Source organism: Streptococcus oralis subsp. dentisani (genome assembly GCF_002096615.1).
Lineage (GTDB): Bacteria > Bacillota > Bacilli > Lactobacillales > Streptococcaceae > Streptococcus > Streptococcus oralis_U.
In genome coordinates, this window is record NZ_NCUX01000032.1 from 72,544 (window position 1) to 90,899 (window position 18,356).

Genomic DNA, 18,356 nt, shown 5'->3' on the forward strand with positions numbered 1-18,356 from the left:
CAAATTAAACGAAACTGCTTCATGTAATGTAAGCGATTTCAGATAAACAAAGGAGAGTTTTATGAAAAAACACTTTTGGGAGAAATCCTGTCGCTACAGCATCCGCAAGCTGACGGTTGGGACTGCTTCTGTTTTACTGGGGGCCGTTTTTCTAGTCAACCACACTGTAGCCGCAGACAGTGTTGAGGTCAAGCAAACTGAACCAAGCTCTGTTGAAGCTATCACTAAGCCTGATAGTGAACCCAAAGCAGCTGAAACTACTGAAACTACAAATCCGTCTCTAGCCGAGAGTCCAGTAGTTTCCGAAAGCAAGCCAGCTGAGGAGACTCAGAAGACAAATAGTCAAGCTAGTGAAGAAGCCATTGTAGAAGCTAAAGAAAAGAAGGAACCTGAAAAAGCAGATCAGCCGGTGACAAAGCAAGAAAACTATCAACTCAACTACGATCAGCCAACAGCTCCCTCCTATGATGGATGGGAAAAACAAGCCCTTCCTGTCGGAAACGGAGAAATGGGAGCCAAGGTTTTTGGTCTGATTGGCGAAGAAAGAATCCAGTACAACGAAAAGACCCTCTGGTCTGGAGGACCACAACCCGATAGCACCGACTATAACGGAGGAAACTACAAGGACCGCTACAAGGTCTTAGCAGAGATACGTAAAGCCCTTGAAGCTGGTGACCGCCAAAAAGCAAAACAGCTAGCTGAACAAAATCTAGTTGGACCAAACAACGCCCAGTATGGACGTTACCTAGCCTTTGGAGATATCTTCATGGTCTTTAATAACCAGAAGAAAGGACTAGATACTGTAACTGATTATCATCGTGGTTTGGACATCACAGAAGCCACTACGACCACTTCTTACACCCAAGATGGGACGACCTTCAAACGCGAAACCTTCTCTAGTTATCCTGATGATGTCACTGTGACCCACCTGACCAAAAAAGGAAACAAGACACTTGACTTTACCCTTTGGAACAGTTTGACAGAAGACTTGCTTGCTAATGGCAACTACTCTTGGGAATATTCCAACTATAAGAATGGTCATGTCACTACAGATGCAAACGGAATCCTTCTAAAGGGAACTGTCAAAGATAACGGCCTCAAATTTGCATCCTATCTAGGAATTAAAACGGATGGAAAGGTGACTGTTCAGGACGAAACTCTGACCGTTACAGGCGCAAGTTATGCAACCCTCTATCTCAGTGCCAAGACTAACTTTGCTCAGAATCCAAAAACCAACTATCGAAAAGACATTGACCTCGAAAAAACAGTTAAAGGGATTGTCGAAGCAGCTAAGGCCAAAGACTACGAGACACTTAAAAAGGCCCATATCAAGGACTATCAAAGTCTCTTTAACCGCGTTAAACTGAACCTAGGTGGAAACAAGACTGCTCAAACGACGAAAGAGGCCCTTCAAGGCTATAACCCAGAAAAAGGGCAAAAATTGGAAGAACTCTTCTTCCAATACGGACGTTATCTACTGATTAGTTCGTCGCGTGATCGGACGGATGCCCTTCCTGCCAACCTACAAGGAGTCTGGAATGCTGTAGACAATCCACCTTGGAACGCTGACTACCACCTCAATGTCAATTTGCAAATGAACTATTGGCCAGCCTACATGAGTAACCTTGCTGAGACAGCCAAGCCAATGATCAATTACATTGATGACATGCGCTATTATGGTCGTATCGCTGCCAAAGAATATGCTGGTATCGAATCCAAAGACGGACAAGAAAATGGTTGGCTGGTCCACACTCAAGCAACTCCATTTGGCTGGACTACTCCTGGTTGGAATTACTATTGGGGTTGGTCGCCAGCCGCTAATGCCTGGATGATGCAGAACGTCTATGACTACTATAAATTCACCAAGGATGAGACTTATCTCAAAGAAAAGATCTATCCTATGTTGAAAGAGACTGCTAAGTTCTGGAACTCCTTCTTGCACTATGACCAGGCCAGTGACCGTTGGGTGTCTTCTCCATCCTACTCACCAGAACACGGGACCATTACCATCGGAAATACCTTTGACCAATCGCTAGTCTGGCAGCTATTCCACGACTACATGGAAGTCGCCAACCATCTGAATGTCGACCAAGACTTAGTCACAGAGGTCAAGGCTAAATTTGACAAACTAAAACCCCTTCACATCAACAAAGAGGGACGCATCAAGGAATGGTACGAGGAGGACAGTCCGCAATTCACCAATGAAGGGATTGAAAATCATCACCGCCACGTTTCCCATCTAGTTGGTCTCTTCCCAGGTACGCTCTTTAGCAAGGACCAGGCTGAATACTTAGAGGCTGCGCGTGCTACCTTGAACCACCGTGGAGATGGTGGTACTGGTTGGTCTAAGGCCAATAAAATCAACCTCTGGGCTCGTTTGTTGGACGGTAACCGTGCCCATCGCTTGCTCGCTGAACAGCTCAAGTATTCAACCCTAGAAAACCTTTGGGATACCCACGCGCCTTTCCAAATTGATGGCAACTTTGGAGCAACCAGTGGGATGGCAGAAATGCTTCTCCAATCACACACTGGCTACATTGCACCATTGCCAGCCCTTCCAGATGCATGGAAAGACGGTCAAGTTTCTGGCTTGGTTGCTCGAGGTAACTTTGAAGTCAGCATGAAGTGGAAAGATAAGAACTTGCAAAGCTTGTCCTTCCTTTCAAATGTCGGCGGAGACCTGGTTGTAGACTATCCAAACATCGAAGCCAGTCAGATCAAGGTCAATGGCAAGCCAGTCAAGGCAACGATTCTCAAAAACAATCGCATCCAACTGGCAACACAAAAAGGTGACGTCATTACCTTTGAACACTTCCCTGGTCGTGTAACCAGTCTGACAGCCGTTCGACAAAATGGTGTCACCGCCGAACTCACTTTCAATCAGATAGAAGGCGCTACCCACTATGTCATCCAAAGACAAGTGAAAGACGCGTCTGACCAAACCTTTGCGACCAGAGAATTTGTAACCAATCAAACCCACTTTATTGACCGATCACTAGATCCTCAACATGCCTACACCTATACTGTCAAGGCTATGCTGGGCGAAGTTTCTACACAAGTCTCTGAACAAGCAACTGTAGAACCCCCTAGTGAATTGATGGATGATCAAGACGGCCGTATCCAGTACGGAGCTGCCTTTGGAAACTGGGCAGACTCAGAATTATTCGGAGGAACAGAGAAGTTTGCTGATCTTTCACGAGGAAACTACACTGACAAAGATTTAACTGCTACCATCCCTTTCACTGGAGTTGGTATCGAAATCTATGGACTAAAATCGTCTGAACTCGGTATTGCCACTGTTAAAATAGATGGTAAAGAAGTTGGCGAACTTGATTTCCATACTGCTGGGGCAACTGAAAAAGGTAGCCTCATCGGTCGCTTTACAGGATTGTCAGACGGACCTCATACATTGACTCTTAGCATTAAACGCGAGCATAAACACCGTGGTAGTGAGCGCTCGAAAATTTCATTAGACTACTTCAAAATCCTAGCAGGAACGGGCAATACGATTGAAAAAATGGATGATCGTGATTCGCGTATCCAGTATGGTTCCCAGTTTAAGGACTGGTCTGACCCTGAGCTCTACGGAGGTACGGAAAAATACGCTGATATCAACAACAGCGACTCTAGTGCAGCTTCAGAAGCTCAGGCAACTATTTCCTTTACAGGGACGGGCATTCGAATCTATGGTTTGAAGAGCCTCGCTCTTGGACGATCACGTGTTACATTAGATGGCAAAGAAATGCCAAGTCTAGACTTCTACACTTCAGGTGCAACCGAAAAGAGAGCCTTTATTGGCGAATTTACAAATCTTACTGACGGTCCGCACACCCTGACATTACAAGTTGACCCAGATTCACCTGAAGGTCGCAAGAAAATCTCTCTAGACTCCTTTGATATCATCAAAGCCCCTGCTGTTGGTATAGATAGCCCGAGCATCGCGCCTCTTAAGGAAAATGACAAAACCATTTCCTTAACCCTACCATCCGGAGATTGGGAAGCCATCGCAGTGACCTTCCCAGGTGTCAAAGATCCTCTAGTTTTGCGTAAGGTGGATGAAACGCATCTGGTTACAAGTGGAGATCAGACTATCCTATCAATCCAAGACAATCAAGTTCAAATCCCAATTCCTGACGAAACCAATCGCAAAGCTGGAAATGCCATTGAAGCTTATACCATTCAAGGAAATACCACAAGCAGCCCTATCGTAGCCGTCTTTACTAAAAAGGATGAAAAGAAAGTTGATGAGAAGCAACCAACTACAAGCAAGGGAGAGGAACCAGCTCCTACTGTTGAAAAACCTGAGTACACTGATCCTATCGGGACTGCAGGGCAAGAGGAACCACCTACAGTGACAATTCCTGAATACACTAAACCTATCGGGACTGCAGGGCAAGAAGTGCCACCCACTGTAGAAATGCCTGAATACACCGAACCTATCGGAACGGCGGGGCAAGAAGAGTCTCCTACTGTAGAAAAGCCTGAATACACCGAACCTATCGGAACAGCGGGGCAAGAAGAGTCTCCTACTGTAGAAAAGCCTGAATACACCGAACCTATCGGAACAGCAGGTCAAGAGGAAGCACCTACTGTTGAAAAACCTGAATACACCAAACCTATCGGAACTAGTGGGGATCAGGCTGCTCCAAGCCTTAGCCTTCCTGACTATCCAGTTCGAGTCTTAAAAGATAAGGAAACTGGAGTAGAAATCATCGGTGGAGTCACTGACTTAGAAGGAATTTCTCACATCTCTAGTCGACGTATCCTAGCTCAGGAACTCTTTGGCAAGACCTATGATGCTTACGACCTACAACTTAAAAATCCAACAAATCATAGCTTGCAGCCAAAAGGCTCTGTCTTGGTTCGATTGCCTATTTCAGCTAGCGTAGAAAAGGTCTACTATATTACTCCGACTAAGGAGTTGAAAGCTCTTGATTTCACCGTTCGAGAAGGAATGGCAGAATTCATCACTAGTCATTTCAGTACCTATGCTGTCGTCTATCAAGCTGCTGGAACAACCTCTGCCACGGAGAAAAAACCAAGTGGTTCAGATGTAGAAACCTTGGCACACGAGGCTGAAGAACTTTCAGCTAATCCTAGTCTTGCTAAAGCTGGAAATCATTCTCCTAAAAAACAACTTCCAGCAACAGGAGAAACATCTAATCCACTCCTCTTCTTAGCAGGCCTCAGCCTAGCCCTTACAGCCACTTTTATGTTAAAAGGAAGAAAGGATAAATCCAACTAACTTTTAACATAAGAAAAACAGGATGAAGAACAACTTCATCCTGTTTTATTTTTTACAGCAGGTATAAAAAGGCTAGGGTCAAGAGACTTGCTAGAAGTCCAACTCCCCAAAAGAAGAAGTCAACCTTCCACTCGCTCCAAGGATTGCCCTTGCCTGAGAATCCTCCAAGCTCAAAATGGTGATGGACAGGTGTCATACGGAAAATACGCTTCCCACCACTAAGTTTGAAGTAGGTAACCTGCATCATAACAGAGCTTGTTTCAAAAACATAGATAATCCCAATCACCAAAAGGGTCCATTCTTGGTGAAGAGCCATAGAAATAGCTGCTAGCATCCCACCAAGAGCCAGACTCCCCACATCTCCCATGAAGACCTTGGCAGGCTTGTGGTTAAAGACGAAGAAACCTAGCAAACCACCAATCATGGCAAGAATCACAAGAAGAATATCCAGTTGATTTTGCATGTAAGCAATCACACCGTAAGCTGATAAGCTAATCACCACGGAAATACTTGCTAAGCCGTCGATCCCGTCCGTCAGGTTCACCGCATTTGAAAAGCCAACTAGCCAGAAAAGGGCAAAGAAGATATAGAAAATACCCAGATGTACTTGGTAGCCAAAGACTGAAAGCATGTCACCACCACGCTCATAAAAGAGGTAGAAAATCACTCCTCCAAGCAGCTGGAGAGCAAGTTTTTGCTTGGGATTTAAGCCTTCGTTAATCTTACGAAAGACCTTGAGAAAATCATCCAAAAAACCTACCAAACCATACAAAACCAAGATAAACAAAATCATGCCGACATTGTTGGTCAATTGTTGGGTAAAGAGAGCAACCAGAAAGCTCACAACTACTGCAACGATAAGGAAGACGAGACCTCCCATGGTTGGAGTCCCAGCTTTAGCTTGGTGTTGCTTGACATCCTCGTGCATCTGCTGACCTGTAATCTGCGCTTTTCGATAAAATCGGATAAAGGCTGGAATGCCAATCAAGGTCAATAGAAAGGCTAGAATTCCAGCACTAATGGAACTAATCATCTTAATCTCCTAAAGTTACTTTCATTTTTTTAAGGTCTTTGAGGGCCGTATTGGCACGGACACTTTGTTTCTTGACCGTTTTGCCGCTACCTTCCCACTCGATTTCTATATTCAGCCATTTGGCAAATGTTTGCACATTTTCATCTGTCCATCCATACATATCAGGCATTTCTTCGACCTTATCTGACAGGATCAAGATCTGCTGATTAGCTTCCAAATTATATCCTTCAGAAACCGAGAGTTCCTTGATCTTGGTTCCTGTTCCAATAACGATTGGTTGGACAAGGTTGCGACGCAATTCCTCTGCTAGGTCACCCGGCGTAAAGTCCTTGGTAGCTGGCATGGCATAGCTTGTTGTCTTGCTGACCTGATCCAAGTTCTTAGCAGTTGACTGAAGATTGAGGGATTCTTTCATAGCAGAAGCTCGCTCAAGGATTGGGTTGGCAAACTCCCCAAGCTGAACACCCGAATAATGCTCTGGCTGTTGCACCGTCACATAGAGGATAAAATCAGGATTTTCTGCAGGATGCATCGACACAACAGAGAAGATATAGTTGGTTTCACCTGTCAGGTAACCCCCATTCTTCTCATCGGCAATCTGAGCAGTCCCTGATTTTAGGGCAACATTCTGACCTGGGACATTGACAGTTGCTTTTCCTGTACTATGATTGTACATGGTACCGTAGACAGGATCTGTTCCGACCATGACCATGTGATCCCGAGTAGAGGAAGCTGCCGCTTTTGACACAGGATTTCCGACGATTTCCTTTTGAGACTTACGTACAGACTGGTCATTTGGATCATAGAGGGCGCTGATAAATTTCGGCTCCAACATAACCCCATCATTAGCAATAGCTGTAAAAGCGCGAAGCATCTGGGTCTGGGTAACAGAGATCCCTTGTCCAAATGAACTCATGGCGATATTGACAATGTTATCAGCAGGTAATTGACCTGTGTACTCATCTGCCAGACCAAAACGGGTTGGCACCCCAAACTTAAAGCGGTTAAGGTAGTCCAGCCAAGTTGCATCTCCCATCTTTTGCTCGAGCAAGGTCATCCCAATATTACTTGAGTGGGCAAAACCTTGAGAGAAGGTCATGGTGCCACCACTAGTCAATCCTTCATTGACATCCCAGTCTCGAATGGTCGCATCTGCTATTTTCAATTCACTACTGTTAAAGTATTCGCCACCGGGGAAGGTATTGTTGTCAATAGCTGAGGCCAGCATCATCACCTTCATGGTCGATCCTGGCTCATAGTTACTTTGATAGAGGATATCACGCCAGACAAAGTCTTTTGTGATGCCATCCTTGGTATCTGCATTGAAGGTCGGCCGTTGGGTCGTAGCTAGGATTTCCCCTGTCTTAGCGCTGACCAAGGTAGCCGTCATATACTTGCCCTTTACCTTTTCCTGAAAGGCATCCATCTGGGTTTCCATAAAGGATTGCAAGGGACTAGAAAGGGTTGTGTACACATCCTTTCCATCTACCGTTTGTTGGGAAGCTTGATCTGTACCCGGAACAATATTTCCCAGACGATCCTTCTCATAGGTGATGATCCCATCTGTACCCGCCAGAATGCTATTTAAAGAACTCTCCAAACCAGATGTCCCAATCAAACGTTTGGTGCCATCCTCATTTTCATGGAGTTGCGCTAAACCGATAAAGGATGAAGCAAACTGTCCATTGGGATAATTACGGTTAGGGCTTGTTGTAAAGTCAACTCCCTCAACGCCAGCAGTTTTTAGGTCATTTTTAATAGCCATCATATTGGCATAGGTAATCCCATTTCCCTTGGTACCAAAGGATACCTGTTTCAGATCTGGCTGAGAAAGTTGTTCTTTGACATAGGACTCCTCCATATCCAGATATTTATGGAAAATTTCAGCTACCTTATTAAATTGAGAATCCTCTACATAGAGGATTTTGCCTGTTGCTGACTTGTAGGTCTTGTCAATAACGGCATAGATATTATACGAAGTCGCATCTTCTGCAATAGGCGTTCCATTACGATCATAGATGGTTCCTCGTTTGGCTGGGATGGTCTTGGTTGTTTGGTGAACCTTATTGGCCTCTTGGACCAAGTCCTTCCCAAATTTTTTACCCGTTCCGATAATAACCGCAAAGTTGACCAAAAAGACAGCGAAGAGTATGACAGCAAATAAACTCAGGCTTTTCCCTACTCTTCGGCGGTTTTCTTCTGGAGATTTACGATTACGAACGGCATAACGGATGATTTTTTCTTTCCACTGTTTCATATCTTACTCCGCTGCTCGGATATTTTCGTTATTCAGCTGCAAATCCTTGGAGTTTGCAATTTCTTTCAAACGTTCTGAACGAATCAATTCATTGACCTCTTGCTTGGCATCGTCTAGCTCGGTTTTCTTTTCTTCGATTTGAGCATTAACCTTGGTCAATTCATTCTGAACTTGTAGTAGCTTGGTCTGCATAAACACAACGCTAATTGCCAGGATAATCATTGTTGCAGCAATCGAAACATAGAAGGCCTTTTCCACACGTGAAAAACCTTTAAACTTCGTTTGCAATAGCTGGCTTGTTTTTTCGATTCTTTCTGCCATGTTTTTCCTCTTACTTGTGAATTTTTCTGGCCACGCGCAACTTGGCTGAATGCGAACGGTTGTTGGCTTCTAGCTCTTCGGCACTTGGCAAGATTGGCTTACGGGATACCAATTCCATCTTAGGCTTAAGATCGTCTGGAATGAAGGGCAAGCCTTTGGGAACCTCTACTGTTGAAGCTTCCTTAAACAACTGCTTGGTCAAGCGGTCTTCCAGAGAATGGAAAGTAATGACTGAGATTCTACCATCCAGAGCCAGCATGTCCATGGCCTGCTGGATAGATTCATCTGCTGCTCCCAGCTCATCATTGACTTCGATTCGGATAGCCTGAAAAATCTGCTTGGCAGGGTGCCCCTTTTTCTTGAGTTCCTTGGCAGGCTTGGCAGACTTGATAATCTCTGCCAACTCAGTCGTCGTCTCGATTGGTTTCACCTCACGCGCCTGCTCAATCTTACGGGCAATCTGTTTAGAAAACTTATCCTCGCCATATTTGAAAAAGATCCGAACTAGGTCGTGATAGTCATAATGATTGACCACCTCATAGGCCGTCAGACTAGCTTCCTGATTCATGCGCATATCCAGTGGTGCATCTTTTTTATAAGAAAAACCACGCTCACGTTGATCTAGCTGAGGACTGGACACTCCCAAGTCATAACAAATTCCATCAATTTCCTGGACACCAGCCTCCTGCAAACGTGCCTGCAAATGACGGAAATTATCCTTGATAAAGGTCACCATCCCCTTTTCGATATAGGGTGCCAAACGTTTTTGCGCATTGTCAATGGCATTTTGGTCCTGGTCAAAGGCATAGAGATGTCCTTTTTCACTTAATTTACTTAATAAATATTCGCTATGGCCTGCTCCACCCAAGGTCGCATCAACGTAGATACCGTCAGGTTTCACGTCCAGCATATCAATCGTTTCATGAAGCAAGACCGTTACATGATGAAATTCTTTTGTCATATCCTATCTATTTTACCACAAATCTGACTAGCTTGCACTTGTCAGACAAATAGACAAAAAACAAGTAAGATTTCTTTAAGAAATATGTCAAATATGCTTGACATTCGCTCTATAGAAGAATATAATGTAGTCAAATATATACGACACAAATCAGAAAGGAGAACAGATGAATCGTGTGAAAGAATTTCGCAAAGAACTAGGCATTTCCCAGCTCGAACTCGCCAAAGATATCGGTGTCTCGAGACAGACCATCAATATGATTGAAAACGACAAGTACAATCCAACCCTGGAACTCTGTCTCAATCTCGCCCGCAGCCTCCAAACTGACCTCAACAGTCTCTTTTGGGAGGATAATTTTTAAAAAAGGAGCAAACTCATGAAAAAAGAAACCTTCACTGAAAAACTGATCAAACGCATTTATGGCATTTCAGGACCACTTGATGAACACAAACGACGCGAAGCTGACCGCATCGGAAATAAAATCTTTGTGATTCTCTTTTACCTCATGACTTTAGGTAATCTCATTCCCTTTGTCCTTGCTTATAAATACCCGCAAATTGTCGCTATCGGCTATCCTCTCGTGGTGTTTGGCATTTCGATGGTAGCTGCCCTCTATGTGGTCTCCCAAACCAAGAAAACGGGCATCACAGCTATTGATCTAGATATGCTGAGTGAGAAAGAAAGAAAGTAAGCAACTACACTGCCCGGGTCTGAAAGCAGGTTTGTTCTTTGGCTTATGGATGTTTTTTATAACCCCTCTTCTCCATATACTGCTAGGTGAGAGTCAGGACTATTTTCAGTCTCTTCTCACTATAAGAAATGGTTTAGCAAGCATTCTAGGTTCTATCTTCTTCGGAGCGAGCATACAGTTCCTCGTCTCTCTTCGCATTCGAAAAGCCAAAAAAAATCAAGACGACGAATAGGTGAAAACTTATGAAAGCACTACTTACCTTACTTACCTATCATCTTATATTTAGTTCTCTAATCCTCTTCATCATCTTTTCAGGCAACTTACCGATTCCTGAGATATTGCTCCTTCTAGTATATATTCCAGCCCTCAACGATGTACAGAATCTATAGTAAACAGGAGATTAGGGTTCATAGTTGGCTCGTATTTATCGGTATTCTAATTGGTTTATTTACCTTGCTGTGCTTTCATAAACTCTATGTCGAACAAATTCCTCTTTCTACTTTTTTGGAAAAACTTGTCCAAATCGATACACTCATCCCATTATTGGTATTTGGCTTGAGTATTGCTGCTATCTTTGATGGATTTCTATCACTACAGGAGGAAAAAATTCCTAAAAATCACAAACATAAGGAGAAAATAGATCAATGACTTCACTCTATGATTTTTCCGTTTTGAACCAAAACAACCAAGCAACTCCACTGGATAGCTATCGTGGTAACGTTCTCTTGATTGTCAACACTGCTACAGGATGTGGTTTAACGCCCCAGTACCAGGCGCTTCAAGAACTCTATGAACGCTATCAAGATCAGGGCTTTGAAATCTTAGATTTCCCTTGTAACCAGTTTATGGGACAAGCACCCGGCAGCGCAGAGGAAATCAATAGCTTCTGCAGCCTACACTATCAGACCACTTTCCCTCGTTTTGCCAAGATCAAGGTCAACGGCAAGGAAGCAGATCCTCTTTATGTTTGGCTAAAAAACCAGAAAGCTGGTCCGCTAGGAAAACGAATCGAATGGAATTTTGCTAAGTTTCTCATTGGTCGAGATGGGCAAGTTCTTGAGCGCTTCTCTTCCAAAACAGACCCCCAAACCATCCAAGAGTCTCTCCAAAAGATACTCTAATTTCTTTTTAAAACGTATCCTTTCATTTAGTTTGAGCCATGAAAGGATGCGTTTTTTCTTTAAAAAGTGACTGATTTTCTTTAATTTATATTTATTTTTTTGCTTTTTGCTATTGCAATTCTTTTATTAATTTAGTATATTTGTTATATTAAAAGTTTTCAGTCATTTTAAGGGAGAAATGACCTTTTAAATTTTTTTATCTTAAAATGAAAGCGCTTTATAAACAGGAGGTAAGGTGGCTCACAAATTATCAGAGAGTTGTTTTCCTTAAATCAAGTTGTAACCAAGTCAGACTTGGGCTCTGGCAGTAGCTGACTGCCTTTCTAAAAACTAGGAGTATATTATGAATCGATACCTTTTTGAAAAAGGGCAAACATTTAGTATTCGGAAGTTGACTGTAGGTGTAGCCTCTGTTATCGTCGGACTGGCATTTTTTGCTTCTGGAACCGTGCGTGCAGACGAAACGTCTCCTGCCACGACATCCAATTTAGATCAGCAAATTGAACAAGTCGCAGATATAGAAGAAGGCAAGGCTGAACCAGCTAAAAAAGAAGGCCGTGTAGAAGCTGAAAAACAAGAAACGCCTGCTGCCGATACCAACAATGCTGACTTGCTCCCTGAAGAAATTCCGGACCGTGCCTATCCAGACACACCTGTCAAAGAACTCGATACGAGTACTATCGTTGACCAGAAAGCTAGTCCAAAAGTAGAAACTGAGAGCATTCTAAAGAACAAGGAAGAAACTCCAAAGGAAGCTGAGAACGGAAACCGTGCCATCATTAACGGTGGACAAGACCTCAAACACATCAACTACGAGGGGCAACCTGCAACTGCTGCTACTATGGTTTACAGCATTTATAATGGTGGAGCTCAACGATACATCGTTTCTGGGTCTGGTATTTTTGTAGCCCCTAATGTTTTCTTGACAGTTGCTCATAACTTTTTAGACAAAGAGGGCCATGTTCGTGGTGGAGACTCTGCGCGTTTCTATTACAATCTAGGCTCCAACGCTCCCGTTAAAAATTCTCAGCCAAATTCAGGAAATACCACACTCTTTCAAGAGAAAGATATCCACTTCTGGAACAAAGAAGAGTTTAGCAAGGGATATCAAAATGACTTGGCAGCAGTTGTATCACCTGTCCCTATACAAATTGCAAGCCCAAATAAATCAGCAACTTTTGTACCACTCGCTGAGCATAAGACTTACAAAGCAGGGGATCCTGTCAGCACGATTGGTTATCCAACTGACTCAAGCTCAAAAGAACTTAAACAGCCTATCATAGCTGGCCAACTCTATAAGGCTGACGGCAAGGTAAAATCCGTCGATCCTTATGATGACAAGGGAGCTACTGGCATCACTTATCAAACAACTTCTGTATCTGGTTTGTCTGGTGGCGGAATTATCAATGGTGATGGAAAAGTCATCGGCGTACACCAACACGGAACTGTTGACAACGGTGTGCCTGAGAAAGACCGCTTTGGTGGTGGACTTGTCCTCTCTCCTGAACAACTCAAATGGGTCAAAGATATCATTGACAAATATGGTGTCAAGGGCTGGTATCAAGGGGATAATGGCAAACGATACTACTTTACACCCGAAGGTGAAATGCTTAGAAATAAGACAGCTGTCATCGGAGAAAATCAGTACTCCTTTGATGAGAGCGGTGTCGCTACTCTAGTCAAGGGAATTGATTACGGACGTGTCGTGATCCAGCACGTGGATGAAGCAGGCAATCCAGTCAAAGAAAATGATACTTTCTTAGACAAAACAGAAGTGGGAACTGGCTTTGACTATGATTTCAAGAAAGCAATCACTCCAACCGAATTCTACAAGCAAAATCTAGAGAAATACCAGATTCTTTCCATTGATGGGGTTGAGATTCAGAAGCAACTAAAAGACGAGTGGAACCACAATGTCGTTAGCAAAACAGCTCCTGGAACCCGTGTCATCAAGGTAGTCTATAAAGTCAACAAAGGCTCCTTCAAAGTTTACTACCGTCAAAAAGGAACCGCTACTGAACTAGCGGAAGCGACAGTTGATAACAATGACGGTCAAGAGTATGATGTTTCCTTTGTCAACACCTTCCATACAAAAGACATTGCTGGCTACCGTCCAGTAAAAGCTAGTTTGGAAGCAACTATCCAGCAAAAAGGAGTGAATGAGGTCGTCTTTGAATACGAGCCAGTCGCTGATACAGCTAATCCAACAACACCGATTCCACCAGTCGCTCATCCAGAAGATAAAGAAACTGAGATTGGCAATCATGGACCTCTTCCAAGCAAAGCCCAACTCGATTACCACAAGGAAGAATTGGCAGCCTTCATCCACTACGGAATGAACACTTATACCAATTCTGAATGGGGAAATGGAAAAGAAGACCCTCGATACTTCAATCCAACCAACTTGGATACTGACCAATGGATCCGTACTCTGAAGGAAACGGGCTTCAAACGAACTATTATGGTTGTTAAACACCACGACGGATTCGTTGCTTATCCTTCTAAGTACACCAACCATACCGTAGCTGCTAGCCCATGGAAAGATGGTAAGGGTGACCTTCTCGAAGAAGTTTCCAAGTCTGCTAGCAAGTATGACATGAATATGGGTGTTTACTTGTCACCATGGGATGCTAATCATCCAAAATACCATGTTGCAACCGAAAAAGAATACAACCAATACTATCTCAACCAACTGAAAGAAATCCTTGGAAATCCGAAATACGGTAATAAAGGGAAATTTATCGAGGTTTGGATGGACGGTGCGCGTGGTAGCGGTGCCCAAAAAGTGACCTACACTTTTGATGAATGGTTCAAATACATTAAAGAAGCTGAAGGAGATATTGCTATCTTCTCTGCTCAACCGACAAGCGTTCGCTGGATCGGAAATGAACGGGGAATCGCAGGGGACCCTGTATGGCATAAAGTTAAAAGAGCCAACATCACAGACGATGTGAAAAATGAATACCTCAACCATGGTGACCCAGATGGTGATATGTACTCTGTAGGGGAAGCTGACGTTTCGATTCGTTCGGGCTGGTTCTACCATGACAATCAACAGCCGAAATCACTCAAAGAGTTGATGGATATCTACTTCAAGTCTGTTGGTCGTGGAACGCCACTCCTTCTCAATATTCCACCAAATAAAGAAGGAAAATTCGCAGATGCAGATGTAGCTCGCTTGAAGGAATTCAAGGCAACCCTAGACCAAATGTATGCGACTGACTTTGCCAAAGGTGCCACTGTAACAGCAAGTTCTACTCGTCAAAACCACCTCTACAAGGAAAGCCACCTCACAGACGGTAAAGATGACACCAGCTGGGCCCTCTCAAATGATGCCACAACCGGTAGCTTTACAGTCGATTTGGGACAAAAGAGACGCTTTGACGTCGTTGAACTCAAGGAAGACATCGCCAAAGGTCAACGTATCTCTGGTTTCAAGATTGAAGTCGAAATCAACGGTCGCTGGGTGACTTACGGTGAAGGTTCGACCGTTGGTTACCGTCGCTTGGTTCAAGGAAAACCTGTAGAGGCACAAAAAATCCGTGTGACCATCACCGGTGCTCAAGCAACTCCAATCTTGACCAACTTCTCAGTCTACAAGACACCAAGCAGCATTGAAAAGACAGATGGCTACCCTCTTGGACTTGAATACCACTCAAACACAACAGCGGATACAGCCGGAACAACTTGGTACAATGAATCTGAAGGTGTGCGTGGCACTTCTATGTGGACCAATCAAAAAGATGCCAAAGTAAGCTATACCTTCACAGGAACCAAGGCCTATGTCGTCTCTACGGTCGATCCTGGTCATGGAGAAATGTCCGTCTACGTTGATGGCCAAAAAGTTGCGGATGTGCAAACTAAGAACGCTAGCCGTAAACGTAGCCAAAAAGTCTTTGAGACAGGCGATTTAGCACCTGGTCAACACACTATTACCCTTGTAAATAAAACAGGCGAACCAATTGCTACAGAAGGAATCTACACCCTAAACAATGATAGCAAAGGGATGTTTGAACTTGAGTCTACTAACTACGAAGTCGAAAAAGGAAAACCTGTCACTGTTAAGATTAAACGTGTTGGTGGAAGCAAGGGGGCTGCTACTGTTCGCTTCATCACAGAACCTGGAACTGGAGTTCACGGTAAAGTTTACCAAGATACAACTCAAGATGTGACCTTTAAAGACGGAGAAACAGAAAAGACTGTTACCATCCCAACGATTGACTTTACAGAACAAGCCGATTCTGTCTTTGACTTCAAAGCCAAGCTCACTTCTGTCACTGATGGTGCCCTACTCGGTTTCGCTACCGATGCAACCATCCAAGTGATGAAAGCTGAATTGCTGGTCAAGGACCAAACAAGTTATGATGACCAAGCTAGTCAGTTGGATTATAGTCCTGGCTGGCACCATGAAACCAATTCGGCAGACAAGTACCAAAAAACGGAGTCTTGGGCTTCCTTTGGTCGCTTAACTGACGAGCAAAAGAAAAAGACAACTGTCACAGCCTACTTCTACGGTACTGGACTTGATATCAAGGGTTATGTCGATCCAAATCATGGTATCTATAAAGTCTTCCTAGATGGCAAAGAAGTTCCTTACCAAGATGGCATGGGAAATGCTTCAACTATTGATGGTAAGAAATACTTTAGCGGTCGTGCAGCCCAACGCCAAGGCAATCAAACTCTGGTTAGCCTAAAAGGTCTGGATGAAAACTTGCACGCAGTCACCCTTCAACTAGATCCTGATCGAAACGATTTGTCTCAAAATATCGGTATTCAGGTAGACCAATTCATCACTCGTGGCGAAGGTAGCGAACTCTACAGCAAGGCAGATATCATCCAGTCTATCTCAAAATGGAAAGATGATCTGTCCAACTTTGACCCAGCAGGCTTGAAGAATACGGCTACTGCACGCCAAGCTTTCCAAGCAAATCTAGAAAAATTGAGAAACCAACTCAGTGCTGATGCAGTGGATGTTCAAGAAGTCATGTTGACAGTCAGTGCCCTACAAGATATCCTATCCAAGGATGAGAACTATCAAAGAGGCCAAGAGGAGCCTAGTCCAGAGCAACCGGAACAACCAGAAGAACCTGAGAAACCTGACCAGCCTGAGCAACCAGCCGAACCAAAACAACCGGAAATTAAGTACGATAAGGCTATGGACAGCTTGACCAAAGCTATCGAGAAAAAAGTCGCTGAGCTTGGTTCTAACAATGAAGCTAAGAAGAAATTAATTGAACTTGCAAACCAAGCAATTGCTGCAATTCAAGAGGCCAAGACTCAAGAAGAAGTTAATAAAGCGCTAGAATCGGCTCTTGAACAAATTAGCAAGCTTGAAGCATCTAAGCCTGAAAAACCTGCTCAGCCTGAAAAGCCTGCTGAGCCTGAAAAACCGGCTCAACCGGAAAAACCAGCGCAACCTGAAAAACCAGCTGAACCTGAAAAACCTACTCAACCTGAAAAACCTGCTCAACCGGAGAATCCTGCTCAACCGGAAAATCCTGCTCAACCGGAAAATCCTGCTCAACCGGAAAATCCTGCTCAACCGGAAAATCCTGCTCAACCGGAAAATCCAGCTGAGCCTGAGAAACCAATTACTTCTTCAAGTCCTGAGGAAGGGGTCAAGGACCTTGTCTTTACACTTCCAAGTTTGGAAATCGTCAATAAGACAGTACCGTTCAAGACTATCCGTCGCGAAAACCCACAATTAGACAAAGGAAAAGAGCAAGTTCTATCAGAAGGGAATGACGGTCTCTTAGTCGAGTATGTTGAAGTGGACGGCGAAAAGCGCAAAGTTCTCCAAACAGAAACAACTCCAGCTCAAGATCGAGTGATTGAGGTAGGTAGCAAACAAAGCTCAGTTGGAACAGAAGCGCCACCAGTTGTGACTCTTCCTGAACACCCTCTACCAGCTCAACCTGAAAAACCAATTACTTCTTCAAGTCCTGAGGAAGGAGTTAAGGACCTTGTCTTTACACTTCCAAGTTTGGAAATCGTCAATAAGACAGTACCATTCAAGACTATTCGTCGCGAAAACCCACAATTAGACAAAGGAAAAGAACAAGTTCTATCAGAAGGGAAAGACGGTCTCTTAGTCGAATATGTTGAAGTGGACGGCGACAATCGCAAGGTTCTCCAAACAGAAGCAACTCCAGCTCAAGATCGAGTGATTGAGGTAGGTAGCAAACAAAGCTCAGTTGGAACAGAGGCACCACCAGTTGTGACTCTTCCTGAGTATGTTCTACCAAGAGAGACTGAAAAAACTGCTCCAGCCGTAACAGACAATTCACCAGCAAAAGATGAAAAAGTTCCTGTTACAACTACAGTTAAACAAGACAAGGAAAGACAACTCCCAGCAACTGGGGAACAAGAAACGAATGCCTTCCTCTTCTTGGCAGCCATTACTTCTATCTTGTCTCTCCTCATCTTCCAAAAGAATTTTAAAGACTAATAACAATCTTTGATTGATTCTTTCCCATTATTTCAGTTCCCCCGTTGAGAAGACCATTCGGTCTTCTCTTTTTCTATCTGTAAAATTAAAAAACATCCACAAATACACATGGATGTTTTGGTATGAATCTATAAAGTAAGATGATCATTGAGAATAGGTGTTCTCAAATCCAACTACGTTTTCAAATAAATGCTCATCTAAAAAAGAGAGTGGGCCTTGCCTTATCTCATCAGAACTACCATCATAAGTTCTGCAAGAACTCCACAGATATAGGATGGT

At 43.7% G+C, this 18,356-nt stretch carries 8 protein-coding genes and 1 pseudogene; 5 read left to right on the forward strand and 4 right to left on the reverse strand.

Going from position 1 to position 18,356, the window contains the following annotated elements; all coding sequences use genetic code 11:
- The first annotated feature begins 61 nt into the window (after positions 1 to 61).
- On the forward strand, positions 62 to 5,245 hold the full coding sequence (locus B7708_RS05500) for an SIALI-17 repeat-containing surface protein (RefSeq protein WP_084974345.1): 5,184 nt from the start codon (positions 62 to 64) through the stop codon (positions 5,243 to 5,245).
- A gap of 52 nt (positions 5,246 to 5,297) precedes the next feature.
- Here B7708_RS05500 and mraY read toward each other — a convergent pair whose 3' ends face one another.
- Genes mraY through rsmH form a run of 4 tightly spaced genes read right to left on the reverse strand, consistent with a single transcriptional unit; the run spans position 5,298 to position 9,817 of the window.
- On the reverse strand, positions 5,298 to 6,278 hold the full coding sequence (gene mraY, locus B7708_RS05505; RefSeq protein ID WP_084974347.1) for a phospho-N-acetylmuramoyl-pentapeptide-transferase: 981 nt from the start codon (positions 6,276 to 6,278) through the stop codon (positions 5,298 to 5,300).
- Between the two features lies 1 nt (position 6,279).
- Positions 6,280 to 8,535, reverse strand: a complete 2,256-nt coding sequence (gene pbp2x / locus B7708_RS05510; RefSeq protein WP_084974349.1) for a penicillin-binding protein PBP2X — start codon at positions 8,533 to 8,535, stop codon at positions 6,280 to 6,282.
- A gap of 3 nt (positions 8,536 to 8,538) precedes the next feature.
- Entirely contained in the window at positions 8,539 to 8,856 is a 318-nt protein-coding gene (ftsL, locus tag B7708_RS05515; protein WP_000840795.1) for a cell division protein FtsL, read from the reverse strand.
- Between the two features lie 10 nt (positions 8,857 to 8,866).
- A complete protein-coding gene (gene rsmH / locus B7708_RS05520; protein WP_000159388.1) occupies positions 8,867 to 9,817 on the reverse strand; it encodes a 16S rRNA (cytosine(1402)-N(4))-methyltransferase RsmH in 951 nt (316 codons plus the stop codon).
- 166 nt (positions 9,818 to 9,983) lie between these two features.
- On the opposite strand from rsmH, the gene B7708_RS05525 reads away from it, so the two are divergent.
- The 4 genes and pseudogenes from B7708_RS05525 to B7708_RS05545 all read left to right on the forward strand — a co-directional run bounded on the left by B7708_RS05525 (position 9,984) and on the right by B7708_RS05545 (position 18,077).
- The gene (locus B7708_RS05525; RefSeq protein ID WP_001082471.1) at positions 9,984 to 10,178 is read left to right on the forward strand and encodes a helix-turn-helix transcriptional regulator; all 195 of its coding nucleotides are present in this window, start codon (positions 9,984 to 9,986) and stop codon (positions 10,176 to 10,178) included.
- 15 nt (positions 10,179 to 10,193) lie between these two features.
- Positions 10,194 to 10,740, forward strand: a pseudogene (locus B7708_RS05530) (DUF3278 domain-containing protein).
- A 412-nt stretch (positions 10,741 to 11,152) separates the two neighbouring features.
- Positions 11,153 to 11,629, forward strand: coding sequence for a glutathione peroxidase (locus tag B7708_RS05540; protein ID WP_084974351.1), 477 nt, complete (start codon positions 11,153 to 11,155; stop codon positions 11,627 to 11,629).
- 343 nt (positions 11,630 to 11,972) lie between these two features.
- Positions 11,973 to 18,077: an alpha-L-fucosidase gene (locus B7708_RS05545; RefSeq protein ID WP_084974353.1), complete on the forward strand. Its 6,105-nt coding sequence runs from the start codon at positions 11,973 to 11,975 to the stop codon at positions 18,075 to 18,077.
- The last annotated feature ends 279 nt before the right edge of the window (positions 18,078 to 18,356 follow it).

Bases quoted from the DNA above. Each gene is read 5' to 3' on its own strand.
- pbp2x (WP_084974349.1), bottom strand. From the start codon at position 8,535: ATGAAACAGTGGAAAGAAAAAATCATCCGTTATGCCGTTCGTAATCGT.
- B7708_RS05500 (WP_084974345.1), top strand. From the start codon at position 62: ATGAAAAAACACTTTTGGGAGAAATCCTGTCGCTACAGCATCCGCAAG.
- B7708_RS05525 (WP_001082471.1), top strand. From the start codon at position 9,984: ATGAATCGTGTGAAAGAATTTCGCAAAGAACTAGGCATTTCCCAGCTC.
- B7708_RS05540 (WP_084974351.1), top strand. From the start codon at position 11,153: ATGACTTCACTCTATGATTTTTCCGTTTTGAACCAAAACAACCAAGCA.
- mraY (WP_084974347.1), bottom strand. From the start codon at position 6,278: ATGATTAGTTCCATTAGTGCTGGAATTCTAGCCTTTCTATTGACCTTG.
- ftsL (WP_000840795.1), bottom strand. From the start codon at position 8,856: ATGGCAGAAAGAATCGAAAAAACAAGCCAGCTATTGCAAACGAAGTTT.
- rsmH (WP_000159388.1), bottom strand. From the start codon at position 9,817: ATGACAAAAGAATTTCATCATGTAACGGTCTTGCTTCATGAAACGATT.
- B7708_RS05545 (WP_084974353.1), top strand. From the start codon at position 11,973: ATGAATCGATACCTTTTTGAAAAAGGGCAAACATTTAGTATTCGGAAG.